Raw genomic sequence first — 26,901 nt, 5'->3', positions numbered from 1 at the left:
GACCCGCCACGGCACTCCCCGTGGTGGCGTTCGCGGCAGGACCGGCATATCACCCCTCCATTGTCACCGATGCGCATCGATGCTCGCGCACCAGCATAACGATCATGGGCTGGAAGGCCGTCGGCGCCGTCGAACCGGGTATGAGCGGGGGATCGGCAGGCGGCCCGGAGCCCGCACCCGCGGGCGGCCGGACCGCGGAGCGAGCGGCGGAGGGGACCGGCGCGCGACGCGCGGAGCGGATCACGGAAATGGGCGATGCGGAATCTTCCGGGCGGCCCACACCTTACGGTGGGGCGCTGTGACCACCGTCTCGGACGCCGCCGGCGACTCCCCGGCCAGGGACTCCGGCGGCGCGGACGGCGCCGCCCGCCGCGACCGCGCGCCCTCCGCCGGTGCCCCTTCGGTGCCCGCGCCCTCGAAGCCCGCACCTTCCGAAGAGGCACCCCTCGAACACGCTCGCGCGGAGCGCGTGGCCTCCGGCCGTGCGGCCGGGAACCATGCCGCCGGGAACCATGCGGCTCCCGATCTTGGGCATACCGGTCTCGTGCGTCCTGACCACGCCGCGCGCCTCGCCGCGGGCTCGGCCGCGCGCGTCCGTGCCGCGGCCGCGCGGGTCCGCGCGGCCGCCTACCGCGTCTTCAGGGCGTTCTGCGCCGCGCTGGGCGTGCTGGCGCGGTCCGGCGGCCCGGTCGGCTGGCGGCTGGTCCGGGGGACGGTCGTCGGGGCGTTCCGGTACCGGGTGACCGGGCTCGCCGCCGAGATCGCGTTCTTCGCGCTGCTGTCGCTGCCGCCGCTGGCCCTCGGCCTGATCGGCACCATGGGCCACTTCCAGGGCGTGATCAGCAAGGAGACCGTCGAGGACATCCGCAACCGGGTCATCGAGCACGCCCAGACCGTGCTGACCCCCAACGCGGTGCAGACGGTCGTCGTCCCGCTGCTGGACGACGTGATCAAGGGGGGCAGCCCCGACATCGTGTCGATCAGCTTCGTGCTGTCGCTGTGGGCGGGCTCGCGGGCGGTCAACGTCTGCATCGACACGATCACGATCGCCTACGGGCTGTCGGGCATCCGCGGCGTCATCCGCACCCGCACGCGCGCGTTCATCCTCTACGTCCTCGCGCTGGTCGCGGGGCTGGTCATCGTCCCGCTGCTGGTCGCCGGGCCCACGCTGGCGCGGCAGGCGGTGCCGGAGAGCGCCACGCTCGTCCAGGTGCTGTACTGGCCCGTCCTGGTGGGCCTGTCGGTGCTGTCGCTGGCGCTGCTCTACCACATGAGCGTCCCGGTGCGGACGGCCTGGTGGCGCGAGGTGCCCGGCGCGCTGCTGGCGCTGGTGATCTGGGTCGTCGGCAGCCTGTTCCTGCGGATCTACCTGAGCGGGTCGCTGAGCGGGGTGTCGGTGTACGGCTCGCTGGCCGCCGCGATCGCGGTGCTGGCCTGGCTGTACGTGGCGGCGCTCGCGGTGCTGATCGGCGCGACGCTGAACGCCGAGATCGACCGGCTGTGGCCCAGCGCCGGCACCGCGCGGGCCCGCGCCGTCCAGGAGGCGCGCGCCCACCCCGAGGAGGACGCGGAGGACGGGGACGGCGAGCGGGACGGCCCGGGCGCGACGTCCGCCGACGCCCGGGACGAATGGTAAAAACTGCCACGATTACGGCTCTGAAAAGGCCAAACATGTCGTAGCCTCGCTTCCCATGACCCCCCGAGAGGACACCGGCCGGCTCCGGACCGTGACCGGCACGATCGCGACGTCCGACATCACCGGCCCGGTGCTCTCCCACGAGCACCTGCAGATGGACCTGCGCTGGCCCGCCCGTCCCCAGCAGGTCGACTCGGACCCGGCGCGCTGGCTGGACGAGGAGAAGGGCGTCCAGCGGGAGCTGAACGCGCTGCGCAAGGAGCACGGGCTCGGCCTCGTGGTCGACCTGACCTGCTCGGGCATGGGACGCAACGCCGCCGCGTTGACCCGCATCAGCGCCGGCTCCCGGGTCGCCGTGGTCGCCGGGACCGGCGTGTTCACCGAGCCGTTCCACCCGGCGTTCGTCCGCGAGGCCCTGGCGGCCGGCGCGGGCCAGGTTAATCCCGGGGGGACGACCCCTCGGCAGGAGCTCGAAGGGCAGTCCGGCGTCGACCGGCTCGCCGAGCGGCTGCTCGCCGAGATCGGCTTCGGCCTGGACGGCACCAACGCGCTGCCCGGCGTGATCGGCGAGATCGGCACCTGGGGTGAGGCGCCCACCGAGGCCGAGGAGCTGTGCCTGCGGGCCGCCGCCCGCGCCGCCCGCTACTCGGGCCTGTCGGTGGCGACCTACGGCCGCGCCGGGGTGGCCCAGCTGGAGATCCTCACCGCCGCCGGGCTCGCCCCGGACCGGGTCGCGGTCGGCCAGCAGGACCGGGTGGACGACCCCGGCCAGCACCGCAAGATCGCCGAGACCGGCGCCTACGTGTCCTTCGGCACGCTCGGGCTGGCGGGGGAGGACCACGCGGCGATCGGCGCCCGGGTGCGCGCCGTGATGGACCTGCTGGAGGCCGGGCACGCCGAGCGGGTGCTGCTGAGCACCGGCGTCTCGCGGATGGAGCAGGTCGTCCGGTACGGCGGCGCGGGCTACGGCTACCTGTTCGGCACCTTCCTGCCCGCGCTGCGGGCGGCCGGCGCCGACGAGGAGACCCTCGACATGGTCCTGAGGGCCAACCCGCTGCGCTGGCTCACCGCGGGCTGAATCCCGGTGCGCACCGGCGGGTAGGGCCCCCAGGGAGTTCTTCCGCGACCCCGGGAGGGGGTGCGCCGAATGTCTTGGAACAGGACGAAGCAGCCGGCCGCGCCGGACGAGGCCGTCGCGCTGCCCTACGCCGACCGCGCCGAGGCGGGCCGGGTGCTCGCCGAGCGGCTCGCGCCGATGGGGCTGAACGGCGCCGTGGTGCTCGCGCTGCCGAGGGGCGGCGTCCCGGTCGGCTATGAGATCGCGCGGCGCCTGGAGTCCCCGCTGGACGTGCTGGTGACCCGGAAGATCGGGTTCCCGCCGCAGCCGGAGCTCGGCGTGGGCGCGATCGCCGAGGGCGGCGAGCCGGTGTTCGACCGCGGGCTCCTGGACCGGCTGGGGCTGACCGAGGACGACATGGCCGCCACGGTGCGCGCCGAGCGCACCGAGCTCGACCGGCGCGTGGCGGCCTACCGCGGCGGCCGGAGCCTGCCGGACGTCGCCGGGCGCGCGGTGGTGGTCGTGGACGACGGCCTGGCCACCGGCGGCACCGCGCTCGCCGCCATGCGGGCCCTGCGCGTGCGCGGGCCGTCCCGGCTGGTGCTGGCGGTGCCGGTCGGTGCCGAGGAGACCGTGCGGTCGCTGGCGGGCGAGGTGGACGACCTGGTGGTGCCCGCCGCGCCCTGGGACTTCCGCGCGGTCGGCCAGTGGTACCGCGACTTCGATCAGCTCACGGACCGCGACGTGACCGGATGGCTGGAGCGGGCCGGGAATGGGCGCGGCCATTTTCGGTGAAAAAGCCACGCGGACGCGTCCGGTGCGGTAAAAGCGACCGGGCAATTCGGGGGCGTCGCAACACAGATGTGATGCACATGTGACGAACGCCCCGGGCCCGGCCGTCGAAGGCCGGGCCCGGGGCGGACGCAAACGGCCCCGCTGGGCGGGGCCGAATCGTTTTACCGGTGGCGTGCCGGGGTGCGCGCTGGGAGCTTGTGGCGTGCCGTGCGGCGGTCAGGCTGCGTTGGCGCGACGCATGCGACGGCGGCGCTCGGAGGCGCGCTCGTCCTCGTTCAGACCGCCCCACGTGCCGTACTTCTCGGGCCGGGACACCGCGTAGTCCAGGCATTCCGTACGGACCGGGCAGCCCATGCAGATCTGCTTGGCCTTGCGCTCGCGAATCTCACGCTCGGGCTGGCGCTCGCCGTCGGGGCCGAAGAAGAGCACGAGGTCTTCCCCCCGGCACGCCGCGGCGTCCTGCCAGCCCCAGCTGGGACGAGGGAGGTTTGCCTGCCGACGTACCTGAGCCATGGAACACCCACCTTGATTGGTTTCGAACAATTTCGGGACGTGGACGCATCGACGTGCTTCGGGTGACATGAGTCAGAAGCGCCGAATGTTCCAACGTCTGGAGTTGCCGCTCTGTTCCCCGCCCGGTTACTCCGGAAACCTGGGGTCGTGCGACAGGGAGACCCTCGAATGGGGCCTCCGAGAGATTACACGAGGGCCGCCTCGTTGAGAAGGGTGAGTTCCGTAACAGCGTAGGTTCTCAGGTTCTCCGCGCACCCCGGACCGCACGCGGCCTGCTCGACGGCCTCCAGGATGACCCGGTAACGGCTCTCCTGGACGGTGACGAGCGCTTCGTAGCGGGATGTCCCTGTGACCGACTCCACGGTCACGGTGTCCAGTTCGAGGTTGCCAGTGTGCGCGCGGACGAAATGCTCCGCGGCCTGCGCCGGTTCCGGGTACCCGGCGCGCCCGCGCAGCCGGTCGAGCACGACCTCGCCGCGCAGGTACCCCTCGATCGCGGCCAGGGCCTGGCCCTCGCCGAGATCGCCGTAGTAGAGCCCGTGTGGAAGACATACCAGGTTCGCTGCGAAACGGTCACCGCCAACATGGGTGGTTTCCCAGACAAGACGGTCAAAACGTCCGGCCAGGGATCGGGCCAGCGGCGCGCCCGTTCGCGCGCAGCAGGCGTTGTGCCGCCCGTGCGTGCAGACCAGCAGGACCGGGTCGGTGAGCCGCTCGCCGAGCCCCGGCGACCGGCCGGCGGCGAGCGCGGCCAGGTCCAGCCCGGCCAGCTCGCGCGGATCGGCCAGCTCCCGCCCCTCGATCCACGCCTCGCGGCCATGGGAGAACCCGGCGTAGACCTGGAACGGCGGGGTCGCCCGGCGCCGTCCGGGCCGCCGGATGAGCTGCGGCCGCACGCCGGCCGCCTGCGCGGCCCGCACCGCCTCGGCCACCGGTGCCGGAGCGGTCAGATCGGCCACCCGCTCGGGCCACGGGCCCGGGTGCTCGATCAGCAGCCAAGCGCGCGCCTTGGCGGTGGCGCTCGCCAGGCACGGCAGCTCGCCGGTGTGGCTGCCCGGGCAGTGCCCGCAGGCCTTCCCGCGCGTCAAGTGTGTCCCCCCCGAGCCGGTCGTCCCGATCTTCGCTGATTAGGTAAGGGTAACCTAAGCTATCGCGATCGAACCAGTGGGGTCCCCGAGACTCCAGTGTAATTAGGGGTGTATCGGGGCAGTTCGGGCGCGTCTGCGCGCCCTCAGCCGCCGCCGCGGGACGTCAGTGCAGGGCGGTGCGGGGGAGCAGGGACTCGGCCGCGGGCAGGGCGGCGGCGCGGTCGGCGGGCACCAGGCCGATGCGGGTGCGCCGGTCCAGCAGGTCCCCGGCGTCCAGGGCGCCCTCGTGCAGCGCCCCCCACGCCAGTTCGGCCCCGAGCACCGGCAGCCCCGGGACGACCGGCTCCAACAGCGCCGGATCGTCCTTTGCCAGCGCGGCCAGCAGCGGCGCCTCCGTCCCGTAGCGCTGGACGAGGCGGCGCGGCGCGTCCAGCGCGTCCAGCCGGGCGCGCGGGGCGGCGCCGACCAGCGGCAGGGAGGCCGTGCGGCTCGGGCCCGCGGGCAGGCCGCGGCCCGCGACCGCGGCGTCCACGGCGTCCTGCGCCATCCGCCGGTACGTGGTCAGCTTGCCGCCGACGATCGTGACGACGCCGTCCCGCGAGGTCAGCACCGCGTGCCGGCGCGACAGGTCGGCGGTGGCGCCCTCGCCGCCGTCCAGCAGCGGGCGGAGCCCGGCGAACGCGCCGAGCACCTCCGAGCGCCGGACCGGCACGTCCAGCGCCGAGCCCAGGATGTCCAGCAGGAAGCCGATCTCGCCGGGCGTCGGCTCCGGCACGTCGGGGATCGGGCCGTCCGCGGGCTCGTCGGTGAGCCCCACGTAGACGCGGCCGTCGCCCTGCGGGATCACGAGCATGAACCGGCTGGACGCCCCCGGGATCGGGACGTGCATCCCGGCCGACAGCCCGCGCAGCGACTCCGCGCTCAGCACCAGATGGGTGCCCCGGGACGGCCGCAGCCGCACCCCGTCCACCAGCCCGCCCGCCCAGACCCCGGCGGCGTTGATCACCGCTCGGGCCCGGACGGTGATCTCCCGGCCGGTGACCTCGTCGCGGACGAGCGCGCCGTCGCCGGTCAGCCCGACCGCGCGGCAGCGGGTCAGGATCCGGGCGCCGTGCGCGGCGGCGGTCCGGGCGACGGCGGTGACCAGGCGCGCGTCGTCGGCGAGCTGGCCGTCCCAGGACAGCAGGCCGCCGCGCAGCCCGTAGGGGCGCAGCGCGGGCGCGAGCCGCAGCGTCTCCACCGCCGACAGCCGGCGCGGGCCGGGGAGCACCGCGCGGGGCGTGCGGGCGGCCAGCCGGAGCGCGTCCCCGGCCAGCAGCCCCGCCCGCGACACCATCGCCTGCGACCGCGGCACCAGCGGCGTCAGCGGCAGCACGAACGGCAGCGCGCGCACCAGGTGCGGCGCCGTCCGGCACATCAGCACGCCGCGCTCGACGGCGCTCTCGTGCGCCACGTCCACCTGCCCGGACGCCAGGTAGCGCAGCCCGCCGTGGATCAGCTTGGAGCTCCATCTCGACGTGCCGAACGCCAGGTCGTGCGCGTCGATCGCGGCGACCGACAGGCCCCGGGACGCGGCGTCCAGCGCGGCGCCGGCGCCGGTCGCGCCGAGCCCGACGACCAGGACGTCCACCACCTCGCCGGGCAGGGCGGCGAGCTCGCGTTCGCGGCGGGCGGCGTTGAGGGACGAGCGGAGCGGAGCGGGGGCGGAGGTCACGGGGCGAGCATCCTGTCCAGAATGTGCCGGAGTTCGGCGTCGAAGGCGTCGGCGGGGAGCTCGGGGTCGGTCTCGTCGATCACGATCTGCGCGGACAGCCCGAAGGACTGCACGACGAGCAGCAGCGCGCGGGCCTGCCGGCGCGGGTGGCCGGCCCGGATCGTGCCGTCGGCGTGCCCGGCGGCCAGCGCCTCCTCGAACAGCTCGAGGAACGCCTGCTGGCTGGCGCCGCAGCGGTCCAGCAGGTAGGGCAGCAGCGCCTCCGGGTCGACCTCGACGATCTTGCGGAGCAGCGGGTGGTCGCGGAACGTGCGCACGCCGCTGACCAGGCCCTCCACCAGCCGGGGCCGGACGGGGCGGCCGTCGTCGGGGGGCTGCATCGCGGTGCCGATCGCGGTCCACTCGCGGGTCATCAGGTCGGCCACGATCGTGCGGACGTCCGGCCAGCGGCGGTACAGCGTCATGCGGGAGACCCCGGCGCGGCGGGCGATGTCGGTGAGCGTGGTCCGGCGCACGCCGACGGCCAGCACGCAGTCGCGGGCGGCGTCCAGCACGGCGTCGTCGGCGGTCCGGGCCGCCGATCTGTTGTGACGATTCGACGTCATGTGTCACAGTGTAAGGCACGAGAACGCGGTGCCGGGAGAGCGGCCCGCCGAAGGGGAGGCGCCTTGACGACCAGGACGGGGCGGACGCGCGACATGCTGTGGAGCGGCTGGGGCGACCCGGCCGGGGCCGCGCCGCTGCCGGAGGCGGTGACCGGGCTGCTGCGCGACCTGCTCGGAGTGAAGACCGGCGGCGCGGCGCCCGTCGCCCTCGCGGACGTCGAGGTCGCGGCCCCCCGGCTCACCGGCGGCGACCTCGCGGCGCTCGCCGGGGCGGTCGGCGCCGAGCACGTCCGCACCGACGCCGAGGCGCGCGTCCGGCACACCCGCGGCAAGTCGACCCCCGACCTCGTGCGCATCCGCGCCGGCGAGGCGTCCGACGCACCCGACGCGGTCGTCCTGCCCGGCTCCCACGACGAGGTCCTCGCCGTGCTGCGGGCCTGCGCGGCCCGGCGGATCGCGGTCGTCCCGTTCGGCGGTGGCACCTCGGTGGTCGGCGGGCTGGCACCCGAGGGGGTGGACGCGTTCGTCGCGCTCGACCTGCGGCGCATGGACGCCCTGGTCTCCGTCGACGAGGTGTCCCGGACGGCCGTCCTGCAGCCGGGCCTGCGCGCGCCCCGCGCCGAGGAGCTGCTCGGCGAGCGCGGCTACACGCTCGGGCACTTCCCGCAGTCGTTCGAGTGGGCGTCGATCGGCGGGTTCGCCGCCGCCCGGTCCAGCGGGCAGGCGTCCGCCGGGTACGGCCGGTTCGACGACATGGTCGTCGGCCTCACCGTCGCCACCCCCGAGGGCACGCTCGACCTCGGCCGGGCGCCGAAGTCGGCCGCCGGGCCCGACCTGCGCCAGCTCGTCCTCGGCTCCGAGGGCGCGTTCGGCGTGATCACCTCGGTGACGGTGCGGATCAAGCCCGTCCCGCCGGAGAAGGCGTACGAGGGCTGGCGGTTCTCCTCGTTCGCCGACGGCGCCGCCGCGCTGCGCCGCCTCGCCCAGGACGGGCCGGCGCCCGTGGTGCTGCGGCTGTCCGACGAGACCGAGACCATGATCGGGCTGGCCGATCCGGCGGCGATCGGCGGCGGCTCGTCGGCCGCCGGCTGCCTGGCCGTGGTCGGTTACGAGGGCACCGCCGAGGAGATCGCCGAACGCCGCACCCGGACCGCCGACGTCCTGCGGGAGGCGGGCGGCGAGCCGCTCGGCGCCGAACCGGGCGAGAAGTGGGCGCGCGGCCGGTTCAACGCCCCCTACCTGCGCGACTCGCTGCTCGACGTCGGCGCGTTCGCCGAGACGCTGGAGACCGCCGCGTTCTGGTCCGCCATCCCGGACCTGTACGAGGCCGTCCGGTGCGCGCTGATCGGCGCGCTGTCCGGCGCGGGCACGCCGCCGCTGGTCATGTGCCACATCTCGCACGTCTACCCGGCGGGCGCGTCCCTCTACTTCACGGTCGTCTCCGCGCAGGGCGAGGACCCCGTCGCGCACTGGGGCAGGGCGAAGCGGGCCGCGTCCGACGCGATCATCGACGCGGGCGGGACGATCAGCCATCATCACGGCGTGGGCACCGACCACCGCGACTGGTACGCCCGGGAGATCGGCCCGCTCGGCACCGAGATCCTGCGGGCCGTCAAGCGGCGGCTCGACCCGGCCGGGATCCTCAACCCCGGCGTCCTCGTCCCGCCGGCCGCCGGGGAGTAGCCATGCCGCACCAGACGCCCGAGACGCCGCCGCGCGCCTTCACCGCGATCGTCAACCCGGCCGCCGGCGGTTCGGCGTCCGCGTCCTCGCTGATCCCGCTCGCCCGGCTGCTGCGCGAGGCCGGGGCGGAGGTCGCCGTCGAGTACAGCCGCGGCCTGGAGCACGCGCACACCGTCGCGCGCGGCGCCGCCGAGGCCGGCCGGATCGTCCTCGGCGTCGGCGGCGACGGCATGGTCGGCTGCGTCGGCGGCGCGCTCGCCGGCACCGGCGCGGTCCTCGGCATCGTGCCCGCCGGGCGCGGCAACGACTTCGCCCGCCAGCTTGGCGTCCCGTCCGACCCCGAGGAGCTCGCCGCGCTGCTGCTGGAGGGGGAGCCGCGCGCGGTCGACGCCATCGAGGCCAACGGCACGCCCGTCCTCGGCAGCGTCTACGCAGGGGTGGACGCCGTCGCCAACGCCAACGCCAACAAGACCCGGCTGCTGCGCGGGTCGGCGGCCTACTACGTCGGGGCGCTGCGCGCGATCGTGTCCTGGCGGGCGGCCGACTACCGGGTGACCGTGGACGGCGAGGAGCACCGTCGCGAGGGCTACACCGTCGTCGCCGCGAACTCCGGCTACTACGGGTTCGGCAAGCACATCGCGCCGGACGCCCGCGTGGACGACGGCCTGCTCGACGTGGTGCTCATCCGGCACGCCCCCCGGACGCTGTTCTTCGCCGTGATGCGGGAACTGGCGGACGGCACCCACGTCCGGCGGCCGCAGGTGGAGGTGCTGCGCGGCCGGGAGGTGCGGATCGAGCTGGCCGGGCCGCCCGGCCGGACGCTGCCCTACGGCGCGGACGGGGAACTGCCCGGCGTGCTGCCGGTGACCGCGAAGGTGATGCCCGGAGCCCTCCGCGTCCTAGCCCCCTGACCGGCCGCACTTCCGTTCCGAAGAAATGCCTTGTGACCTGCGCGGACATGATGGTCCCCGGTTTTTGGACCTTCGTTTGGGGCGGTTTACACGCCCATTACGGCCCTCCGTATAACGTCAATTACGTCCCGCTTTCGGGACCTTGGGGCCGTCTGTGGAGGCATCATGAGAAGGCGATCACTCGCCGTTCTGGGGGGACTCATGATGGCCACGGGCGCCCTCCGCGTGGTGGCGCCGGCGTCTCTGGGGGTGGCGCCGGCGCCCACCACGGTCCGGTTCCGGTTCGGCGCGGCCCGCCCCGTCCCGATCCGGAGCCTCACCGCCCCCGTCCCGCGCCGCCCGGCGGTTCCCGCCGCCGCGCCGGCGGCCGGCCTCTAGGCTTGGCCGGGTGCGCACCCTCCTCAATCTCATCTGGCTCGTGCTGTCCGGTTTCTGGCTCGCGATCGGGTACGCGATCGCCGGGATCATCTGCTGCGTGCTGATCATCACGATCCCGTTCGGCATCGCCTCGTTCCGGATCGCGATGTACACCCTCTGGCCGTTCGGGTACACGGTGGCGCGCCGCGCCGACGCCGGCGCGGGCTCGGCGATCGGCAACGTCGTCTGGGTGATCGTGGCGGGCTGGTGGCTCGCCCTCGGGCACCTGTTCACCGGCATCGCGCTCTGCGTCACGATCATCGGCATCCCGTTCGGCATCGCCAACTTCAAGCTGATCCCGGTCTCGCTGCTGCCGCTCGGGCGGGAGATCGTGCCGTCCGGCGACCCCCGCGGCTTCGGCGCCGCCTGACCGGCCCGCCCCGACCGGTCCGTCCGATAGGTCCGGCCCGACCGGTCCGCGACACGCTCGGCGCCACGCGGGCCGGTTGCTTGACGGCCGAGATCGCTCCGGACAATCTGTGCACACCCCCTCACTCCCGCCGGAGGCCCCCCGTGTGCGCCGAGCAAGCCGCCGCCCCCGAGAACTCCCGTGTGTCCGAGGCGGGCGCGGGATGGGCGTGCCGCAGGCCGGGCACCTTCCGGGACCTGCTGCCCGAGCACGTGCCCGACTTCTCCTGGCGCCGCCCCAAGGTGCTGTGGCGGTCCCGCAACGACGTCGTCGCGCGGCTGTTCGGCGACCCGTCCAACGCCATCCGCCGCCGGGCCGTGGCCGCGCTGCGCGAACGCGGGACGCCCGCGGCGTTCACCGTCCACCGCTCGGAACCGGAATTCTCGTTCGTCCTCATGGGCGACACCGGCGAGGGCGACCGGTCGCAATACGCCGTTGTGCCGCCGCTGCTGCACGCCTCCGCGGGCACCGACTTCATGGTCGTCGCCAGCGACGTCATCTATCCGACCGGTGACGCGGGCGACTACCCCGAGAAGTTCTACCGGCCCTACCGGGGCTACCCCGCGCCCATCTACGCCGTACCCGGCAACCACGACTGGTACGACGGCCTGCGCGGCTTCCTGCACGTCTTCTGCGGCCTGGACGGCGACTGCTCGCCCCAATGGCGGGGAGCGCTCGCGTTCATCCCGCGCCTGTTCTGGCGCCGTTCCGGTGAGGTCGACCAGCGCGAGCTGGCGGAGGCCCGCGCGCTCTACAGGGGCGACCCCGGCCAGCAGACTGTCCAGCCGGGGCCGTACTGGGCGATCGACACGCCCTCGCTGCGCATCATCGGCATCGACACCGGCATCACCGGCGGCATCGACCGCGAGCAGGGCGAGTGGCTGCGCGAGGTGTCCGCCGGGCCCAAGCCCAAGATGCTGGTCACCGGCAAGCCCCTGTACGTGGACGCCGAGCACCACCCCGGGCCCATCGAGGGCGGCGGGACGGTCGACGAGATCGTCCGCGATCCGGCGCACCACTACGTGCTCGCGGTCGGCGGCGACATCCACAACTACCAGCGCTACCCGGTGAAGGTGGACGCGAGCGGGCGCGTCGTCCAGTACCTCGTGGCGGGCGGCGGTGGGGCGTTCATGCACGCGACGCACACGATCCCGCGCGCCGACGTGGTGGAGGAGAAGGACTTCCGCTGCTACCCGCTGCGGGGCGACTCCCTGTCGCGCTACAGCCAGCTGTACGGGCGCTGGTTCCGGATGCCGGGGCTGTTCGACCTCACCCCGGAGGAGGCCACGGCCGTCATCCGGTCGCGGGTGGGCATCGAGCCGGGACGCGGTTACAACGGGCTCCAGCCGTCCCGGCGTGCCCGTTTCGTCGCCTTCGTTCTGGGCGTTCCGCGCGGCGGCCGGCGCCGTTCCCGGTTCCTGCGGCTGCCGGTGCGCCGGATGCCGCAGCGGTTCCGCTCGGAAATGGCCGACTGGGACAACCCGCCGTTCTTCAAGAGCTTCCTGCGCCTGGACGTGACCGAGTCCGCGATCCGGATCCGCTGCTTCGCGGCGACCGGCTGCGGCGACCACGAGACCGCGCCGCCGGTCGAGGACGAGGTGACGATCCCGTTGCGCTGAGGCGCATGTGGCGGGCCGGCCGGGCGGCGGATTGGAGAATTCGCCAGAAATGTCGACAAAATGCGTCGTGTCGCCCCCCGACGTGCCCGAATGCCGTTACAGTCTCAGCTCACCGAACCGGTGACCGGTAACGGGCGGTCGGCCGGAGAACGACCGCGTCCACAGGAGAGCGACTCGATGAGCTACCCCCAGCAGGGTCAGGGCCAGCCTTACCAGCAACAGCAACAGCAGCAGGCCTACCAGGGCGGCTACGCGCCGGCCCCGGCACAGCAACAGCAGCAGCAGGCCGTCGCCCGCGGCGCCGGCTACAACATGAAGCGCCGCAACCCGGTCGGCGCGTGGCTCGGCCTGCCGATCATCACCCTCGGCGTGTACGGCCTCGTGTGGACCTTCAAGGTCCACGACGAGCTCTACAAGTACGACCAGCGCACCGGTGACGCCGCCACCAACGCGCTGCTGTCGATGATCTTCGGCTTCGTCACCCTCGGCATCTGGCCGCTGGTCATGTGGTGCAAGCTCGGCGGCCGCATCGCCCAGGCGCAGCGCGCCGCGGGCCTGCCCGCCACCTGCAGCGGAGGCATGGGCTTCCTGCTCGGCATCTTCGGCTTCGGCGTGCTGTACTACCAGCTCCAGCTCAACAAGGTCGCCGACCGCTACGGCGACACCCCCGCGGGCCAGCAGGTCTCCCTCGTCGCGTGACCTGACCTCGACACCCCGCGCGGGGGCCGCGGCCCTGGCCCCCTGGGAACGACCACGACCCCCTCCGCCACCGCGGAGGGGGTTTTGTCGTGGGCACGGGCGAGAATGGGGGCGTGAGGGTTGCGGTGGCCTCGGACGGCGGAGGCGGGGGTGAACTACGGCCGTTGGCCGAGGACGGCACGCCCGCCGGGACGGCGTACGCCGTCGCCGACCTGGTCGGCGAGATCGCCGCGCGCGAGCGGGCGGACGCGCCGCGGTGGGTGTGGGCGTCGACCGCCCGGCTGTATCCCCGGCTGCTGGAGGCGGGGGTGCGCGTGGCGCGCTGCCACGACCTGGAGCTGGTCGAGAACCTCCTGCTGGGGCACGCGGGCCGCTACGGCGAGCCGCGTTCCGTCCGCGCGGCCTCGGCGCGGTTGCGCGGGGAGCCGGTCCCGCCCGATCCGCCGCCCGCGCAGGAGGCGTCCGCGCAGCCGTCGCTGTTCGGCGACGACGGGGATCGCGCGTCTCCGGCCGACGATCTCGGGCGGATCGTCGAGGTGCACGCGGCGCAGCAGCGCGCCGCCGCCGGGCTGGACGGGTTCGCGCTGCTGGCCGCCGCCGAGTCCGCCGGGGCGCTGGTGGCCGCCGAGATGGGCTTCGACGGGCTGCCGTGGTCGACCGCCGAGCACGACGCGCTGCTCACCGAGCTGCTCGGCCCGCGCCCGTCCGGCGGGCTGCGCCCGCGCCGGCTGCAGGACCTCGCCGACCGGATCAACGCCGCGTTCGGGCCGCGCACGCACGTCAACCCCGACTCGCCCGCGCAGATCCTCAAGGCGTTCGCGGCGGCGGGGCTGCCGATCCCGTCCACCCGCGCGCACGTGCTCAAGGGCGTCGACCACCCGGCCGTCCCGCTGCTGCTGGAGTACAAGGAGCTCGCCCGGCTGCACACCGCGCACGGCTGGGCGTGGCTCGACACCTGGGTGAGCGGGGGGCGGTTCCGGCCCGAGTACGTGGTCGGCGGCGTGGTGTCCGGGCGGTGGGCGACCAACGGCGGCGGCGCCCTGCAGATCCCGCGCGTGCTGCGCAGGGCCGTGGTCGCCGACCCCGGCTGGTGCCTGGTCGTGGCGGACGCCGCGCAGCTCGAACCCCGCGTCCTCGCGGCCCTCGCGAGCGACCGCGCGTTCACCGACGCCGCGGCCCACGGCGACCTGTACGAGGCACTGTCGGACGCGTTCCGCTCGGACGAGTCCACCGGCGGCCTGCCCGCGCGCGCGAAGGCGAAGCTCGCGCTGCTGTCGGCGATGTACGGCGGCGGGACGGGCGAGGCCGTGCAGCTGCTCGGCGTGCTGAAGAGCCGGTTCCCCGACGCGTTCGAGTACGTCGAGGCCGCCGCCCGCGCGGGGGAGCGCGGCCGGCTCGTCCGGTCCCTGCTCGGCCGGACCTGCCCGCCGCCGTCGGCCGGCTGGCGCGAGCTGACGCTGGCCGGCGACGACGACCGCGACGCGCCGGAGGCGCCGCCGGGCGGCGGGCGGCGGTCCGCGACGGCCGCGCAGGCGCTGCGCGGCCGGGGCCGCTTCACCCGCAACTTCGTCGTCCAGGCCACCGCCGCCGACTGGGCGCTGGCCCTGCTGGCCTCGCTGCGCCGCCGCCTCACCGCGCTCGGCCCGCCGCGGCTGGTGTTCTTCCAGCACGACGAGGTCATCGTGCACGCTCCGGCGGAGCTCGCGGACGCCGTCACCGAGGCCGTCCGCGCGTCCGCCGAGGAGGCGCGGAGCCTGCTGTTCGGCGCCACCCCGGTCGTCTTCCCGATGGAGATCGCGGTCGTCGACCGCTACGCCGACGCCAAGTGAGCGGCGAGCGCGCGGATGGTGTTCGCGGCGGCGAACGCGTGGCCCCGCGCGTTCAGATGCAGCTGGTCGCCGCTGTAGATGCCGGGGTCGGCCGCGACCGGATGGCCGGGCGGGTTGTCGACGTGGCAGGCTCCGTACTCCGCCGCCACGTCGGCGACCAGGGCGTTCAGCCGCCGGGTGCGCGACGACATGACCTCGCGGTAGCGGGACGGCCCGAGCCCGGCGGCGGTGATGTCCAGCAGCCCGATCGTCACGACGTCCGCGCCGGCGGACCGGAACGCCGCCACCATCGCGGCCACCTCGCGGCGCACCTCGTCCTCGTCGAAATGCGGGCGGAGCATGTCGTTGCCGCCCGCCACCACGAACGCCAGGTCGGGCCCGAAGCCCAGCGCGGGACCGAGCTGGCCGGCCCTGACCTGCGCGGCGATCAGGTCGCGGCGGCCGAGGTTGAGCGCGGCGAACCCGCCGGTCACCGCGCCGAGGGCCTCCTCGACGCGGTCGGTCCACGACAGGTCGCGGTAGCCGGGGACCGGGTCGCGGACGCCCTCGGCGACGCTGTCCCCGATCGTCGCCATCCGCTTCCAGGGCGCGTCGGCCAGCAGCGCGGCGGCCTCGGCGGCGGGCAGGACGGCCGGGTCGGTCCATTCGGTCGGCATCTCGGCCGGTGCCCCGGTCGGCCTCGTGTCGGTCATGTCATCTCCCATCAGGACGAGGTGGGCCGGACGGTCAGGAACGCTCCCGCCAGCGCGGCGCCCGCGGCGGCGAGCGTGCAGAACAGGTAGACGTCGGTGTAGTCGTCGTGCACCGCCCGGTCCGGCAGGAGGGCGGCGAGCGCGGCGATGCCGAGCGCTCCGCCGAGCTGGCGGGCCGTGGTGTTGAGGCCGGTGGCGCCCGCGAACCGCTGCGGGCCGGCCGACAGCGCGGCGGCCGACGCGGTGCCGGTGGTGAGCATCCCCATGCCCGTCCCGGCCACCAGCCCGAGCGGCAGCCAGAACGTGAGGAAGTGCGGTTCGGGCGGGAGCCCGGCGACCGCCCAGACCCCCGTCGCCGCCATGATCAGCGCGCCTCCCGTCACGGCGGGACGGACGCCGATGCGCGCGGTGAGGCGGCCCATCGTGATCGCGGCGGCGGTGGCGGTGAACGCCCCGGGCGTCGAGGCGAGACCGGCCTTGAGGATCGAGTAGTGCCACTGGCCGGTCAGGTAGAGCACGCCGAGCAGCAGCCAGGAGTACAGCGCCGTCCCGTACAGGAACGAGGCGGTGTTGGCGAGGGCGAACCCGCGCTCGCGCCACATCCGGATCTCCAGTGCAGGCACCGGGTGCCGCGCCGACCGCCACAGCGCCAGGCCGGTCAGGGCGGCGCCGCCGAGCAGCAGCGCGAGCGTGCGGGCGTCGGTCCAGCCCCAGTCGCCCGACTGGGTCACGCTGAGCGCGATCCCGCCGACGCCGGCGCCGAGCAGGACCGTCCCGGCGAGGTCGGGCAGCCGGCCCGCGGTGCTCGCGGTGCGCGGCAGCCGCAGCCCGCCGAGCAGCATCGCCAGGCCGAACGGGACGTTGATGACGAACAGCGCCCGCCAGCCGAACTGGTCGACCAGCACGCCGCCGAGTCCGGGGCCGACGGCGGCGGCGAACGCGCCCGCCGCGCTCCACAGCCCGATCGCGCCGGCGCGCCGTGTGGCGGGCGTGTCGTGCAGCAGGAGCGCCAGGGACGCGGGGATCATCGCGGCGGCGGTGGCGCCCTGCACGCCGCGGGTCGCGAGCAGGACGGGGACGTTCGGCGCCGCCGCGCAGGCCAGCGAGGCGAGCGTGAACAGCCCGGTGCCCCACAGGTAGAGCGAGCGCCGCCCGGCCAGGTCGGCGAGCCGGCCGGCGGGGGCGAGCAGCGCGGCGAACAGCACCGCGTAGAGGGTGACGACCCAGGTCAGCCCGGACAGCGAGGTGCCGGGGAAGTCGGCGTGCAGGTCGGGGACGGCGAGGTTGGCGACGGTGGCGTCGAGCATGGCCAGGAACGTCGCGCCGGCGGCGAGCCACGGCACGGCCCGCCGGGTGCCCGCGGCGGCGGGCGGCGCCGCGGTGGTCTCTGCGGTGGTCATGGGGGAATGCCTCCAAAAAAGAACGAACGGTCGTACAATCTTCTTCGGAGGCCGCTCCCGTCAAGGGGGTTAGGACGTTGACTTTGAACGAACGGTCGTGCAGATTAGTGGGCGTGAGCACCGACGGACGGCTCCTCAAGGGGGAGCGGACGCGCACGGTCATCCTCGGCCGGGCCGCCGACATCGCCTCGGCCGAGGGCCTGGAGGGCCTGTCGATCGGCCGCCTCGCCACCGAGCTGCGGATCAGCAAGAGCGGCGTGTTCACGCACTTCGGCTCCAAGGAGGAGCTGCAGCTCGCGACCGTCGCCAAGGCCGTGGAGGTGTTCCGCGAGCACGTGGTCGCGCCCGCGCTCGCCGTCCCCGAGGGGCTCGGCCGCGTCCGGGCCCTCCTGGAGGCGTGGCAGCGCTACCAGCGGGAGCCGGTCTTCCCCGGCGGGTGCTTCTTCCACTCGACGATGGCCGAGTTCGACGCCCGTCCGGGCCGCGTCCGCGACGCCATCGCCGCGTCCCAGCGCGACTGGCGCGGCTTCCTGGAGCGCTGCCTGCGCGAGGCCCGGGAACGCGGCGAGATCGGCGCGTCCGCCGACGTCCCGCAGCTCGCCTTCGAGCTGGACGCCCTCTGCCGCACCGGCGCCGGGCACGCCCTGCTCCACGACGACCCGTCGCTGTACGACCGCGCGACCCGCGCCGTGGAGGCCCGTCTGGCGGCCGTCACCACCGGCGCCGGCCGGGACCGCTGAGCGACGTCAGCGCACGACGGTGTAGGACGGACGGCCGTTGAGCGTCTCGGCGTCGATGAACGACGTCCTGCGGTAGGCGCCGGTGAGCGTGGTCAGCTCATCGGGCGTCAGGACGTCCTCGATGGCCTCGAAGCCGTCCGGGGCGCGCTCGCCCACCATCCGCAGGATCCGCTCCGCCGGCATGTCGCGGCAGGCCAGCACGACCGCGTTCACCGTCTCGCGGCGCTCCCGCTCGTAGCCGAGCAGCCCCTCGCCGGGATCGGCGGCGCGGGCCAGCTCGTACGCCAGCACCCGCGCGTCCAGGACGGCCTGGGAGCCGCCGTTGGAGCCGATCGGGTACATCGGGTGCGCGGCGTCGCCGAGCAGGGTCACCCGGCCGAACGTCCACCGGTCCAGCGGCTCGCGGTCCACCATCGGGTACTCGAGGATCTCCGGGGACGCGGCGATCAGCGCCGGGACGTCGAGCCAGTCGAACGTCCAGCCGGCGAAGTGGGGGAGGACGTCCTCCAGCCGGCCCGTCCGGTTCCAGTCCGCCGCCGTCTCCAGCCGGTCGCCCGGCGCGTCATTCTGGGGGGACGACCCCCCAGACCCCCCGGCAAAGGCGGTGTTGACCTCGGCGACCCAGTTCAGCAGGGCCTTCCCGCGCCGCTCGGCGCGCATCGAGATCGGGTAGACGACCATCTTGGACGCCGCGTTGCTGCCCGCGACGGCCAGGGTCCGCCCGGTGAGGAACGGCTCGGACTCGGTGACGCCGCGCCACATCCGGATGCCGTTCCACAGCGGCGCCTGCTCGTCCGGATAGAGCCGCGCCCGGACGGCCGAGTGCAGCCCGTCGGCGCCGACCAGCACGTCCGCCCGGACCGTCTCGGCGGTGCCGGACGCCCGGTCCAGCAGCCGGACCCGCACCCCGGCGCCGTCCTGCTCGAAGCCCTCGAACACCGTGCCGGTGCGGACGGCGCCCTTGCCGAGCCGCGACAGCACCGCGTCGAGCAGCACCATCTGCAGCTCGCCGCGGTGCACCGAGTACTGCGGCCAGTCGTAGCCGAGGGCGCGGCCGCGCGGGTCGGCCCAGATCCGGCCGCCGAACCGGTCGAAGTGCACCATCTCGGCGGTGGGGACGCCGATGTCGGCGAGGTCCCCGCCGAGTCCCAGCTCGGTGAGCTCGCGGACGGCGTGCGGCAGCAGGTTGATGCCGACGCCGAGCGGCCGCAACCGCCGGACGCCGTCGACGACGAGCGCCTCGATCCCGGCCTCGTGCAGGCTCAGTGCGGTGGCGAGCCCGCCGATCCCGGCCCCGACGATGAGTACGCGCATGCCGTCATGATCTCTTATCCGGAGCCCGTCTCCGGTGCGTTGTCCGCTTCCGGCTCGCCCGCTCCGGGCGTCCCGCCCCGCTGCGACGCGGTCGCGGGCGCGGCGCCGGGGATCCGGGCGCCGCCGCGGACCAGCCGGCCGACCTCGGCGCGCAGCCGGACGAACTCCGGCAGCCCGCGCGTCTCGATCTGGTCGCGGACGGCCGGCAGCCCCACCGGGATGTCGGCGTGCACGCGGGCCGGCGACCGGTTCAGCACGACGACCCGGTCACCGACGTACACGCTCTCGTCGATGTCGTGCGTGACCAGCAGGATCGTGATCTTCGCGGCCCGGTGCACCTGGAGCACGAGGTCCTCCAGGTCCTCCCGCGTCTGCGCGTCCACCGAGCCGAACGGCTCGTCCATCAGCAGCAGCGACGGCCGGTAGGCCAGAGCCCGCGCGATCGACACGCGCTGCTGCATGCCGCCCGACAGCTGCCAGGGGTACTTGCGCGCGGCGTCGTGCAGGCCGACCGACTCCAGCGCCTTCTCGGCGGAGGCGCGGCGCGCGGCCCGGGACCCGCCGCGCCGGCGCAGCGGCATCGCCACGTTGTCGCGGACGGTCAGCCAGGGGAACAGCGAGCGGCTGTAGTCCTGGAACACGACGGCGAGGTCGGCCGGCACACCGTCGACCGGCGCGCCGTTCATCTCCAGGGTGCCGCCGGTCGGCCTGATCAGCCCGGCGATGCAGCGCAGCAGGGTGGACTTGCCGCACCCCGACGGGCCGACGATGCTGAGCAGCTGGCCGTCCGGGACGGTGAGGTCGAGCCCGTCGAGCGCCTTCTGCCCGCCGGTGTAGGAGTGCGTGAGGCCGGTTATCCGGAGCATCGCGGACGCCTTTTCTGTGGAGGGGTCAGTTCGTCAGCCGCTGCGCGCCGGCGTGCCAGGCGAGCAGCCGCCGTTCCAGGAGCATGAAGACGCCGTTGAACAGCAGGCCGAGGACGCCGAGCATGACGATCCCGGCCCACATCGTCGGCGGTTCGAAGGCGCGCTGGGCGTCCAGCAGCTCGGCCCCGATGCCGGTGGTGCTGCCGACGATCTCCGACAGCACCATGAGGATCAGTGCGAACGACAGCGCGACGCGCAGCCCCGCGAAGATCTTCGGCGCCGCCGCCGGCAGGATGATCATCAGCAGCCGGCGGGGCCGGGAGACGCCGAACACCCGGGCGGTGTCCAGCTGCAGCGGGTCCACCGCGCGGACGCCGTCGGCGGTGTTCAGCAGGACCGGCCACACCACCCCGAACGCGATCGTGACGATCTGCATCGTGGTGCCGATCTTGAACACGACGATGAAGAACGGCAGCAGCGTCGGCGGCGGCACCGCGCGCAGGAACTGCAGCACCGGGTCCAGCAGGTCGTTCAGGACCCGGGACCGGCCGATCGCCGCGCCGAGCGCCACCCCGGCCGCGCCGGCGGCGGCCCACCCGACGAACAGGTGGGCGAGGCTGCTGGAGAAGTCGTCCACCGCGTTCCCGTTCAGGAACGCCCGCGAGGCGGGGCCGGAGAACCACACGTCGTGCAGCGCCTCGACGATCTTCGTGGGCGGCGGGAAGTACGTCTCGTCCATCACCGACGTGGCGACCTGCCAGACCACCGCGGCAAGCGCGACGAGCCACACCCGTTCGGCGAGCCCGCGGACGGGTCGCGCGGCCCTCATGCGATCCCCTCGACGCGGGCAGTGTGCCAGCGGAACGCGACCCGCTCCAGGCCGATCAGCGCGGCGTTGGCGAGCAGCCCGAGCACCCCGGCCCAGCAGGCGCCGGCCAGCATCAGGTCGGTGCGCCCGCCGCCCTGCTGCGTCTCGGCCAGGTAGATCCCGATGCCGTCGTCCCCGCCGATGAGCAGTTCGGTGCTGATCAGCACGACGAGGGCGACCGAGGCGGCGATCCGCACGCCGGTGGCGATGAATGGTGCGGCGCTCGGCAGCGACACCCGCCACAGCACCGACGGCGCCGAGAACCCGAAGCCGCGCAGCGTGTCCTTGGCCACCGGGTCGACGTCGCGCAGCGCGTACAGGGTGTTGATGAGGATCGGCCACAGGCACGCGTAGAAGATCAGCGACAGGTTGGTCCGCGCGGGGGTGCTGAACACCAGGGCGGCGAGCGGGATCAGCGCGACCGACGGGACGGGGCGGCACAGCTCGACCAGAGCGCGGGACGCGGTGCCGAGCAGCGGCACCGAGCCGAGCAGCACGCCCAGTGGCACGGCCGCGAGAACAGCCAGCAGCAGCCCGAACAGCCATTCGCGCACGGTCGCGCCGACGTCGGTCAGGAACTCGCGGTCGACCGCGAGCTTGCCGGCCTCCTTCAGCACGGTCGAGGCCGGGGGAAGCGAGGTCTCGTCCACGAGGCCGGAGCGGCTGACGGCCTCCAGCACGCCGATCACCACGACCACCCCGGCCGCGCCGAGGACGATGCGGCGAGGGGTCATGAAGCCGGGGCCAGCAGCAGCGGCTTCACGTCCATCTTCTTGGCGATGTACCCGAACTGCTGCATGACGTCCGGCACGCGCTGCAGGCGGGTCGCGTCGAGGGACGTCGGGTAGGTGCCGTAGCTCATGGACGCGGCGACCTGGGCGTCGATCCCCTTGGCGTAGGTGGGCACGATCTGCTCGACGAGCTTGCGGTCGGCGGCCATTCCCTCGCCCTTGACCAGCGCCTGCCGGAACGCGGCGACCGTCTTGGGGTTCTTGTCGGCGAACTTCGCCAGGGCCGCGTAGCCCGCGATCGGGAACTGCGCGGTCGGGCCGCTGGACAGGTCGGCGATCATCCGGGCGCCCATGGTCCGCTGCATCTGGGTGCCGAACGGCTCGATCGCCTGCACGGCGTCGACGCTCTTGTTCTTCAGCGCCGCCTCCATGTTCGGCGGCGGGATCTCGACGAAGTTCTTGTCCTCGTCGAACGCGACGCCCTGCGCCTGCGCCGCCGCACGCACCAGCAGCGTGCTGACGTTCCGCTTGGTGTTGACGCCGATCTTCTTGCCGGCCAGGTCCTTGATCGTGCGGTACGGGGAGTCGCCGCGCACCATCAGCGTGTGGGTCTTCGGCGCGCCCTGGAAGCCGTCGGCGACGACCTTCGGCTTGAACCCCGGGTCCTTGGACGCGGCGGTGAACAGCGACACGTAATTGCCGAAGGTGATGTCGAGCTGGCCGCTCCTGAGCAGCGGGATGGCCTCCGCGCCACCGCTGACGACCCGTGTCTTCACGGTCAGCCCCGCGGCCTTGAACAGGCCCTTCTGGATCGCGATCTGCAGCGGCGCGGTGTCGGCGATCGTCATGGTCCCGACGGTGATCGTGGACTCCTCGAGCCCGGTTGCCGATTTCTTGTCGTCCGAGCCGCCGCACGCGGTGGCCGAGAGCGCGACCGCGACGGCGAGCGCGCCGCCGAGGACGGCGCGGGGGAGGGTGGCGGACATGGGCGACGCTCCATTGCGGGAGGGGCGGCCGGCGGAGAACTGATCTTTCAATGAGTGCGGGGAGCGTAGCGCATCGCCTGCCGGATCGCGGGAGAAATGAGGCGTATGTGGCGGTATGAGGAGAAAATTGTGAACAGGATTGTTCTGCCGTTTCAATGAGCGAAAAGCACGGGACCCCGGCCGCAATGCGACCGGGGCCCCTCAAGACACGCGTGCTACTTCTTCACGGGCTCCTCCAAGGAGGCGCCGTCCTCGGCCGCAACGGGCTCCGCGTCGGCCGCGTCCGCCGGCTCGGAGTCCTTGACGACGCCCCGGACCAGGCGTCCCACCTCGGCCCTGAGCCGCACGAACTCCGCGTCGGCCCGGGTGCCGATCTGGTCGCGGCCGGCCGGCAGCGTGACCGGCAGCTCCGAGCGGACCCGGCCGGGGTTGCGGGCGAGCACCACGACCCGGTCGCCCAGGTAGACGCTCTCGTCGATGTCGTGCGTGACCAGCAGGATCGTCATGCCCTCGGCCCGGTGCACCTGCAGGACCAGGTCCTCCAGGTCCTCGCGGGTCTGCGCGTCGACCGAGCCGAACGGCTCGTCCATCAGCATCAGCGCCGGCCGGTAGGCCAGCGCGCGGGCGATCGACACCCGCTGCTGCATCCCGCCCGACAGCTGCCACGGGTACTTGCCCGCCGCGTCCTTGAGGCCGACCGACGCGAGCGCCTCGACGGCGCGGGCGCGGCGCTCGGCCTTGCCGAGCCCGCGGCGGCGCAGCGGCAGCGCCACGTTGTCGCGCACCGTCAGCCACGGCAGCAGCGAGCGGCTGTAGTCCTGGAACACCACGGCCAGGTCGTCGGGCACGCCGTCGATGGGCGCGCCCTTCAGCACGACCTTGCCCTCGCTCGCCGGGATGAGCCCCGCGATGCAGCGCAGCAGCGTCGACTTGCCGCACCCCGAGGGCCCGACGATCGTGACCAGCTCGCCCTCGCCGACCTTCAGGTCGATGCCGTCCAGGACGCGGTGCGCCCCGTAGGAATGGCCCAGTCCGGATATCTCCAGCATCGCGCTCACCGTACCTCGGGCTCGTCGTACATCGCGGCGTTGTCGGCCGCCACACGAACACTGACGATGAAGGGCCCGTCGTGGGTGAGGGCCTCTTCCAGCGCGGCGTCCACGTCGGCGGCGTCGGCCACCGCCCGGCCGGGGCAGCCGAGCCCCCGGGCGAGGGTGACGAAGTCGATGCCGGAGATGTCGGCGCCCGGGATCGAGTCCAGGCCGATCCGCCGGCCGAGCCCCCGGATCGCGCCGTACCCGCCGTTGTCGAGGACGATCACCGTCATCGGCAGCCGGCGCTGCGCGGCCGTCCACAGCGCCTGCACCGAGTACATGATCGCCCCGTCGCCGAGCACGCAGACGATCCGCTCGCCGGAGGAGGCGAGCGCGCGGCCGACCCCCATCGGCAGGCTCCAGCCGAGGACGCCGCTGCCCATGGTGAGGAACGAGCCGGGCCTGCTGAACGGCAGCCGGGCGTGGAACACGTCCCGGTGGCTCGGGATCTCCTCCACGACGACGGCGTCCTCGGGCAGCCGCTCGCGCAGCGACTCGATCACCAGCGCGGCGTCGATCGGGTCGGAGGCCTGCGGCCGGGAGAGCCGCTCCCGCGGCCCGGGCGTGGGCCGGTCGGCCTTCTCGACCAGTTCCAGCAGGCCCGCCACCCCCGCCCGGACGGTGGTGAGCACGCTGGTGCCGACCGGCGCCCACGCGGTCTGGGACGGGTCGCAGTCGAAGTGGAACAGCCGCGCGCCCTCCGGGATGTACCGGCCCTCGCTGTGCACGTGGTAGTTGAACACCGGCGCGCCGAGCACCAGCACGACGTCGTGCCCCTCCAGGCGCGCGGCGAGCTGGTCGCGGACCGGCGGCAGGAACCCCTGGAACAGCGCGTGGTCCTCAGGGAAGCCGGACCGCCCCGACAGCGGGCTGATCCACACCGGCGCGCAGGCGCGCTCGGCCAGTTCCACCACGAGGGACGTCGCGTCCTCGTCCTCCACGCCGTGCCCGACGACGATGACGGGGCTCTCGGCGCCGTTGAGCGCGTCGGCGGTCTCCCGCAGCCCGGCGGGGTCGGGCGCGAACGCGGCCCGGACCTCCCGGTGCGGGATCGGCTCGGCCGGCCGGTCCCAGTCGTCCTCGGGCACCGACAGGAAGACCGGCCCGCGCGGCGGGGTCATCGCCACCTGGTAGGCCTCGGCGAACGCGGCCGGGACGTCCTCGGCGCGCGCCGTCTGCCGGCTCCACTTCACGTAGGGGCGGGGGAACGTCTCGGGCTCGTCCGCGCCGAGGAACGGCCGGGTCGGCAGCATCGCCCGGGTCTGCTGCCCGGCCACGATGACCATCGGGACCCGGTCGCGGTAGGCGTTGAACACCGCGCCGAGGGCGTGCCCGACGCCGCCGGCGGAGTGCAGGTTCACCAGGGCCGGGGTGCCCTTCGCGAGGGCGTGGCCCGCGGCCGCGCCGACCGCCACGATCTCCTGCAGGCCGAGGACGTAGTCGAAGTCCTCCGGGAAGTCGCGGAACATCCGCAGCTCGGTGGAGCCGGGGTTGCCGAAGACGGTGGTCATCCCGGCCCTCCGGCAGAAGTCGAACACCGCGTCCCGGACGGTGAACTCCGTCGTCATTGATCCGCCTTTCGCGCGCCGCGGTGCCAGCGAAGGAACCGTCGCTCCACCGCGAGCAGAATCGTGTTGAACAGGTAGCCGAGGATGCCGAGCAGCACGATCACCGACCACAGGGTCGGCAGGTCGGACTGGCTCTGCGCGTTGGTCAGCTCGAAGCCGAGGCCGTCGGTCGTGCCCGGGAGCAGCTCGGAGAAGACCATGAGGATCAGCGACAGCGACAGCGCCAGCCGCACCCCCGCGAAGATCTTCGGCAGCGACGCCGGGAGGATGACGAACCTGATCCGCTCGAACGCCGACAGCCGGAACGCCTCGGCCGTGGCCATCTGCATCTGGTCGACGCTGCGCGCCCCGTCGGCGGTATTGAGCAGGATGGGCCAGATGGCGCTGAAGATGATGGACGCCACCTGCATCTGCGTGCCGAACTCGAAGAGCACGATGAACACCGGCACGAGGGTGGGCGGCGGGATGACCCGCGCGAACTGCAGCAGCGGCTCCAGGTAGGCGAGGACGCGCTCCGAGCGGCCGAGCGCGATGCCGAGGACGACCCCGGCGACGACGCACGCCGCCAGCGAGAACGCCATCCGGGCCAGGCTGGGCGCGATGGAGTCGCCGGCCTCGGCGTTGAGGAACAGGTGGCTCGGCGGGCCGGAGAACCACAGGTCCCGCATCCGCTCGGCGATCTTGGAGGGCGGGGGGAAGAACGGGCTGTCGGAGGCGCGGGTCGCCGCCTCCCAGCAGGCGATGAGGACGGCCAGCGGGAGCCAGCGGTGCAGCACCCCGCGGGCCAGCCGCCCGGCCCGCCCGCCGCGCCGGGCGGCGGGCGCGGTGAGGGTCGCCGCCGTCACGATGCACCACTCCTTTGCGCCTTGTGCCAGCGGAACGCGCGGTTCTCGGCCTGCACCAGCAGGGTGTCGATGACCAGGCCGAGGCAGCCGGCCCACAGCGTCCCGGCGAGGACGTCGCGGGTGCCGTCGGGGGCGGTGCCGGCCTGGGCGATGAACATGCCGAGGCCGTCGCCGAAGCCGGAAAGGATCTCGGTGCCGACGGCGAGGATGAGGGCGATCGAGGCGGCCAGCCGCACGCCGGTCGCGATGAAGGGCGCGGCGCTCGGCAGCGAGACCCGCAGCAGCACCTGGATCCGGCCGAACCCGAAGCTGCGCAGGGTCTCCTTGGCCGTGGGGTCGACGTCGTCCAGTCCGTACATGGTGTTGAACAGGATCGGCCAGCTGCAGGCGTAGACGATGAGCGGCACCTCCATGTTGAGCCCGGAGCCGAGGACCAGCCCGGCCAGCGGGATCAGCGCGACGGAGGGGATCGGCCGCAGGAACTCCACGATCGCGCGGACCGCCGTGTTCACCGCCGGGACGCTCCCGAGCAGCAGCCCGAGCGGGACGGAGATCGCGATGGCGAGGAGCATCCCGAGCGCCCACGCGGTGAGCGTCACCCGCACGTTGAACAGGAAGGTGGTATCGCCGAACAGTTCGAGCGCGCGGCCGGTGATGCTGGAGGCCGGGGGCAGATAGGAACGGTCCACAATCCCGGCCCGCCCGAGGGCCTCGCTCGCCAGGAACAGGACCGCCACCCCGGCGGCCCCCCGCGCCCACTTGCCGGGACGCGAGAGGCCGCGGGGCGGCGTCGTCTGGTTGGCCATGGAGGAATCAGCGTCC

26 protein-coding genes are annotated in these 26,901 nt (G+C 74.0%); 11 read left to right on the top strand and 15 right to left on the bottom strand.

Annotated features, from left to right (window positions below):
- Positions 1–544: 544 nt before the first annotated feature.
- From ABD296_RS19255 to ABD296_RS19245, 3 genes are all read left to right on the top strand, one after another.
- Positions 545–1,636, top strand: coding sequence for a YihY/virulence factor BrkB family protein (locus ABD296_RS19255; RefSeq protein ID WP_344268540.1), 1,092 nt, complete (start codon positions 545–547; stop codon positions 1,634–1,636).
- A 55-nt stretch (positions 1,637–1,691) separates the two neighbouring features.
- The gene (locus ABD296_RS19250) at positions 1,692–2,714 is read left to right on the top strand and encodes a phosphotriesterase family protein (RefSeq protein ID WP_344268537.1); all 1,023 of its coding nucleotides are present in this window, start codon (positions 1,692–1,694) and stop codon (positions 2,712–2,714) included.
- Between the two features lie 69 nt (positions 2,715–2,783).
- Positions 2,784–3,488: a phosphoribosyltransferase gene (locus tag ABD296_RS19245; protein WP_344268534.1), complete on the top strand. Its 705-nt coding sequence runs from the start codon at positions 2,784–2,786 to the stop codon at positions 3,486–3,488.
- 216 nt (positions 3,489–3,704) lie between these two features.
- Here the strand turns inward: ABD296_RS19245 and ABD296_RS19240 are convergent, their stop codons facing one another.
- The 4 genes from ABD296_RS19240 to ABD296_RS19225 form a co-directional block, all read right to left on the bottom strand.
- Positions 3,705–4,001 carry a WhiB family transcriptional regulator gene (locus tag ABD296_RS19240; RefSeq protein ID WP_021600082.1) on the bottom strand — a complete coding sequence of 99 codons (297 nt, stop codon included), beginning with the start codon at positions 3,999–4,001 and terminating at the stop codon, positions 3,705–3,707.
- 185 nt (positions 4,002–4,186) lie between these two features.
- Positions 4,187–5,089 carry a sucrase ferredoxin gene (locus ABD296_RS19235; protein ID WP_344268532.1) on the bottom strand — a complete coding sequence of 301 codons (903 nt, stop codon included), beginning with the start codon at positions 5,087–5,089 and terminating at the stop codon, positions 4,187–4,189.
- A 163-nt stretch (positions 5,090–5,252) separates the two neighbouring features.
- Positions 5,253–6,803 carry a glycerol-3-phosphate dehydrogenase/oxidase gene (locus ABD296_RS19230; RefSeq protein ID WP_344268530.1) on the bottom strand — a complete coding sequence of 517 codons (1,551 nt, stop codon included), beginning with the start codon at positions 6,801–6,803 and terminating at the stop codon, positions 5,253–5,255.
- Complete coding sequence (locus ABD296_RS19225) at positions 6,800–7,408, bottom strand: TetR/AcrR family transcriptional regulator (protein WP_344268529.1); 609 nt, start codon at positions 7,406–7,408, stop codon at positions 6,800–6,802. Before ABD296_RS19225 ends, ABD296_RS19230 begins: the two co-directional genes overlap by 4 nt.
- A gap of 93 nt (positions 7,409–7,501) precedes the next feature.
- On the opposite strand from ABD296_RS19225, the gene ABD296_RS19220 reads away from it, so the two are divergent.
- The 7 genes from ABD296_RS19220 to ABD296_RS19190 all read left to right on the top strand — a co-directional run bounded on the left by ABD296_RS19220 (position 7,502) and on the right by ABD296_RS19190 (position 14,975).
- Positions 7,502–9,091 (top strand): FAD-binding oxidoreductase, encoded by a 1,590-nt coding sequence (locus ABD296_RS19220; protein ID WP_344268583.1) that lies wholly within the window; start codon positions 7,502–7,504, stop codon positions 9,089–9,091.
- A 2-nt stretch (positions 9,092–9,093) separates the two neighbouring features.
- On the top strand, positions 9,094–10,002 hold the full coding sequence (locus tag ABD296_RS19215) for a diacylglycerol/lipid kinase family protein (protein ID WP_344268526.1): 909 nt from the start codon (positions 9,094–9,096) through the stop codon (positions 10,000–10,002).
- 165 nt (positions 10,003–10,167) lie between these two features.
- Positions 10,168–10,380 carry a hypothetical protein gene (locus tag ABD296_RS19210; RefSeq protein ID WP_344268523.1) on the top strand — a complete coding sequence of 71 codons (213 nt, stop codon included), beginning with the start codon at positions 10,168–10,170 and terminating at the stop codon, positions 10,378–10,380.
- A 10-nt stretch (positions 10,381–10,390) separates the two neighbouring features.
- Positions 10,391–10,789 carry a YccF domain-containing protein gene (locus ABD296_RS19205; protein WP_344268520.1) on the top strand — a complete coding sequence of 133 codons (399 nt, stop codon included), beginning with the start codon at positions 10,391–10,393 and terminating at the stop codon, positions 10,787–10,789.
- 143 nt (positions 10,790–10,932) lie between these two features.
- Positions 10,933–12,447, top strand: coding sequence for a metallophosphoesterase family protein (locus tag ABD296_RS19200; protein ID WP_344268517.1), 1,515 nt, complete (start codon positions 10,933–10,935; stop codon positions 12,445–12,447).
- Positions 12,448–12,624: 177 nt separating this feature from the next.
- Positions 12,625–13,146 (top strand): DUF4234 domain-containing protein, encoded by a 522-nt coding sequence (locus tag ABD296_RS19195; RefSeq protein ID WP_344268514.1) that lies wholly within the window; start codon positions 12,625–12,627, stop codon positions 13,144–13,146.
- A gap of 113 nt (positions 13,147–13,259) precedes the next feature.
- Positions 13,260–14,975 carry a bifunctional 3'-5' exonuclease/DNA polymerase gene (locus tag ABD296_RS19190; protein WP_344268512.1) on the top strand — a complete coding sequence of 572 codons (1,716 nt, stop codon included), beginning with the start codon at positions 13,260–13,262 and terminating at the stop codon, positions 14,973–14,975.
- Here ABD296_RS19190 and ABD296_RS19185 read toward each other — a convergent pair.
- Both ABD296_RS19185 and ABD296_RS19180 read right to left on the bottom strand, forming a co-directional pair.
- On the bottom strand, positions 14,957–15,667 hold the full coding sequence (locus ABD296_RS19185) for an SGNH/GDSL hydrolase family protein (RefSeq protein ID WP_344268509.1): 711 nt from the start codon (positions 15,665–15,667) through the stop codon (positions 14,957–14,959). The two genes, ABD296_RS19190 and ABD296_RS19185, sit on opposite strands and share 19 nt — an antisense overlap.
- Before the next feature lie 11 nt (positions 15,668–15,678).
- Positions 15,679–17,067: an MFS transporter gene (locus tag ABD296_RS19180; RefSeq protein ID WP_344268506.1), complete on the bottom strand. Its 1,389-nt coding sequence runs from the start codon at positions 17,065–17,067 to the stop codon at positions 15,679–15,681.
- Between the two features lie 113 nt (positions 17,068–17,180).
- Here ABD296_RS19180 and ABD296_RS19175 point away from each other — a divergent pair, with 113 nt between their 5' ends.
- Entirely contained in the window at positions 17,181–17,807 is a 627-nt protein-coding gene (locus tag ABD296_RS19175) for a TetR/AcrR family transcriptional regulator (RefSeq protein ID WP_344268503.1), read from the top strand.
- A 6-nt stretch (positions 17,808–17,813) separates the two neighbouring features.
- On the opposite strand, the gene ABD296_RS19170 is transcribed toward ABD296_RS19175, so the two are convergent.
- The 9 genes from ABD296_RS19170 to ABD296_RS19130 all read right to left on the bottom strand — a co-directional run bounded on the left by ABD296_RS19170 (position 17,814) and on the right by ABD296_RS19130 (position 26,885).
- Positions 17,814–19,121 (bottom strand): flavin-dependent oxidoreductase, encoded by a 1,308-nt coding sequence (locus ABD296_RS19170; RefSeq protein WP_344268500.1) that lies wholly within the window; start codon positions 19,119–19,121, stop codon positions 17,814–17,816.
- A 14-nt stretch (positions 19,122–19,135) separates the two neighbouring features.
- The gene (locus ABD296_RS19165) at positions 19,136–19,987 is read right to left on the bottom strand and encodes an ABC transporter ATP-binding protein (RefSeq protein WP_344268498.1); all 852 of its coding nucleotides are present in this window, start codon (positions 19,985–19,987) and stop codon (positions 19,136–19,138) included.
- Positions 19,988–20,012: 25 nt separating this feature from the next.
- Positions 20,013–20,816, bottom strand: coding sequence for an ABC transporter permease (locus ABD296_RS19160; RefSeq protein ID WP_344268496.1), 804 nt, complete (start codon positions 20,814–20,816; stop codon positions 20,013–20,015).
- Positions 20,813–21,589, bottom strand: coding sequence for an ABC transporter permease (locus tag ABD296_RS19155; protein WP_344268493.1), 777 nt, complete (start codon positions 21,587–21,589; stop codon positions 20,813–20,815). The genes ABD296_RS19160 and ABD296_RS19155 overlap by 4 nt, the downstream gene beginning before the upstream one ends.
- Positions 21,586–22,572 carry an ABC transporter substrate-binding protein gene (locus ABD296_RS19150; RefSeq protein WP_344268491.1) on the bottom strand — a complete coding sequence of 329 codons (987 nt, stop codon included), beginning with the start codon at positions 22,570–22,572 and terminating at the stop codon, positions 21,586–21,588. The genes ABD296_RS19155 and ABD296_RS19150 overlap by 4 nt, the downstream gene beginning before the upstream one ends.
- A 215-nt stretch (positions 22,573–22,787) precedes the next feature.
- On the bottom strand, positions 22,788–23,621 hold the full coding sequence (locus ABD296_RS19145) for an ABC transporter ATP-binding protein (protein WP_344268489.1): 834 nt from the start codon (positions 23,619–23,621) through the stop codon (positions 22,788–22,790).
- Positions 23,622–23,626: 5 nt separating this feature from the next.
- Positions 23,627–25,234: a benzoylformate decarboxylase gene (gene mdlC, locus ABD296_RS19140; RefSeq protein ID WP_344268486.1), complete on the bottom strand. Its 1,608-nt coding sequence runs from the start codon at positions 25,232–25,234 to the stop codon at positions 23,627–23,629.
- Entirely contained in the window at positions 25,231–26,079 is an 849-nt protein-coding gene (locus tag ABD296_RS19135; RefSeq protein WP_344268483.1) for an ABC transporter permease, read from the bottom strand. The genes mdlC and ABD296_RS19135 overlap by 4 nt, the downstream gene beginning before the upstream one ends.
- Positions 26,076–26,885 carry an ABC transporter permease gene (locus ABD296_RS19130; RefSeq protein ID WP_344268481.1) on the bottom strand — a complete coding sequence of 270 codons (810 nt, stop codon included), beginning with the start codon at positions 26,883–26,885 and terminating at the stop codon, positions 26,076–26,078. Before ABD296_RS19130 ends, ABD296_RS19135 begins: the two co-directional genes overlap by 4 nt.
- Positions 26,886–26,901: the final 16 nt, after the last annotated feature.

It is taken from the genome of Actinomadura napierensis (assembly GCF_039529375.1).
GTDB lineage: Bacteria > Actinomycetota > Actinomycetes > Streptosporangiales > Streptosporangiaceae > Spirillospora > Spirillospora napierensis.
This window is presented reverse-complemented; position numbering and strand designations above follow the sequence as displayed.

Bases quoted from the DNA above. Each gene is read 5' to 3' on its own strand.
- ABD296_RS19250 (WP_344268537.1), top strand. From the start codon at position 1,692: ATGACCCCCCGAGAGGACACCGGCCGGCTCCGGACCGTGACCGGCACG.
- ABD296_RS19245 (WP_344268534.1), top strand. From the start codon at position 2,784: ATGTCTTGGAACAGGACGAAGCAGCCGGCCGCGCCGGACGAGGCCGTC.
- ABD296_RS19240 (WP_021600082.1), bottom strand. From the start codon at position 4,001: ATGGCTCAGGTACGTCGGCAGGCAAACCTCCCTCGTCCCAGCTGGGGC.
- ABD296_RS19225 (WP_344268529.1), bottom strand. From the start codon at position 7,408: ATGACGTCGAATCGTCACAACAGATCGGCGGCCCGGACCGCCGACGAC.
- ABD296_RS19220 (WP_344268583.1), top strand. From the start codon at position 7,502: ATGCTGTGGAGCGGCTGGGGCGACCCGGCCGGGGCCGCGCCGCTGCCG.
- ABD296_RS19215 (WP_344268526.1), top strand. From the start codon at position 9,094: ATGCCGCACCAGACGCCCGAGACGCCGCCGCGCGCCTTCACCGCGATC.
- ABD296_RS19210 (WP_344268523.1), top strand. From the start codon at position 10,168: ATGAGAAGGCGATCACTCGCCGTTCTGGGGGGACTCATGATGGCCACG.
- ABD296_RS19195 (WP_344268514.1), top strand. From the start codon at position 12,625: ATGAGCTACCCCCAGCAGGGTCAGGGCCAGCCTTACCAGCAACAGCAA.
- ABD296_RS19185 (WP_344268509.1), bottom strand. From the start codon at position 15,667: ATGACCGACACGAGGCCGACCGGGGCACCGGCCGAGATGCCGACCGAA.
- ABD296_RS19180 (WP_344268506.1), bottom strand. From the start codon at position 17,067: ATGACCACCGCAGAGACCACCGCGGCGCCGCCCGCCGCCGCGGGCACC.
- ABD296_RS19170 (WP_344268500.1), bottom strand. From the start codon at position 19,121: ATGCGCGTACTCATCGTCGGGGCCGGGATCGGCGGGCTCGCCACCGCA.
- ABD296_RS19165 (WP_344268498.1), bottom strand. From the start codon at position 19,987: ATGCTCCGGATAACCGGCCTCACGCACTCCTACACCGGCGGGCAGAAG.
- ABD296_RS19160 (WP_344268496.1), bottom strand. From the start codon at position 20,816: ATGAGGGCCGCGCGACCCGTCCGCGGGCTCGCCGAACGGGTGTGGCTC.
- ABD296_RS19155 (WP_344268493.1), bottom strand. From the start codon at position 21,589: ATGACCCCTCGCCGCATCGTCCTCGGCGCGGCCGGGGTGGTCGTGGTG.
- ABD296_RS19150 (WP_344268491.1), bottom strand. From the start codon at position 22,572: ATGTCCGCCACCCTCCCCCGCGCCGTCCTCGGCGGCGCGCTCGCCGTC.
- ABD296_RS19145 (WP_344268489.1), bottom strand. From the start codon at position 23,621: ATGCTGGAGATATCCGGACTGGGCCATTCCTACGGGGCGCACCGCGTC.
- mdlC (WP_344268486.1), bottom strand. From the start codon at position 25,234: ATGACGACGGAGTTCACCGTCCGGGACGCGGTGTTCGACTTCTGCCGG.
- ABD296_RS19130 (WP_344268481.1), bottom strand. From the start codon at position 26,885: ATGGCCAACCAGACGACGCCGCCCCGCGGCCTCTCGCGTCCCGGCAAG.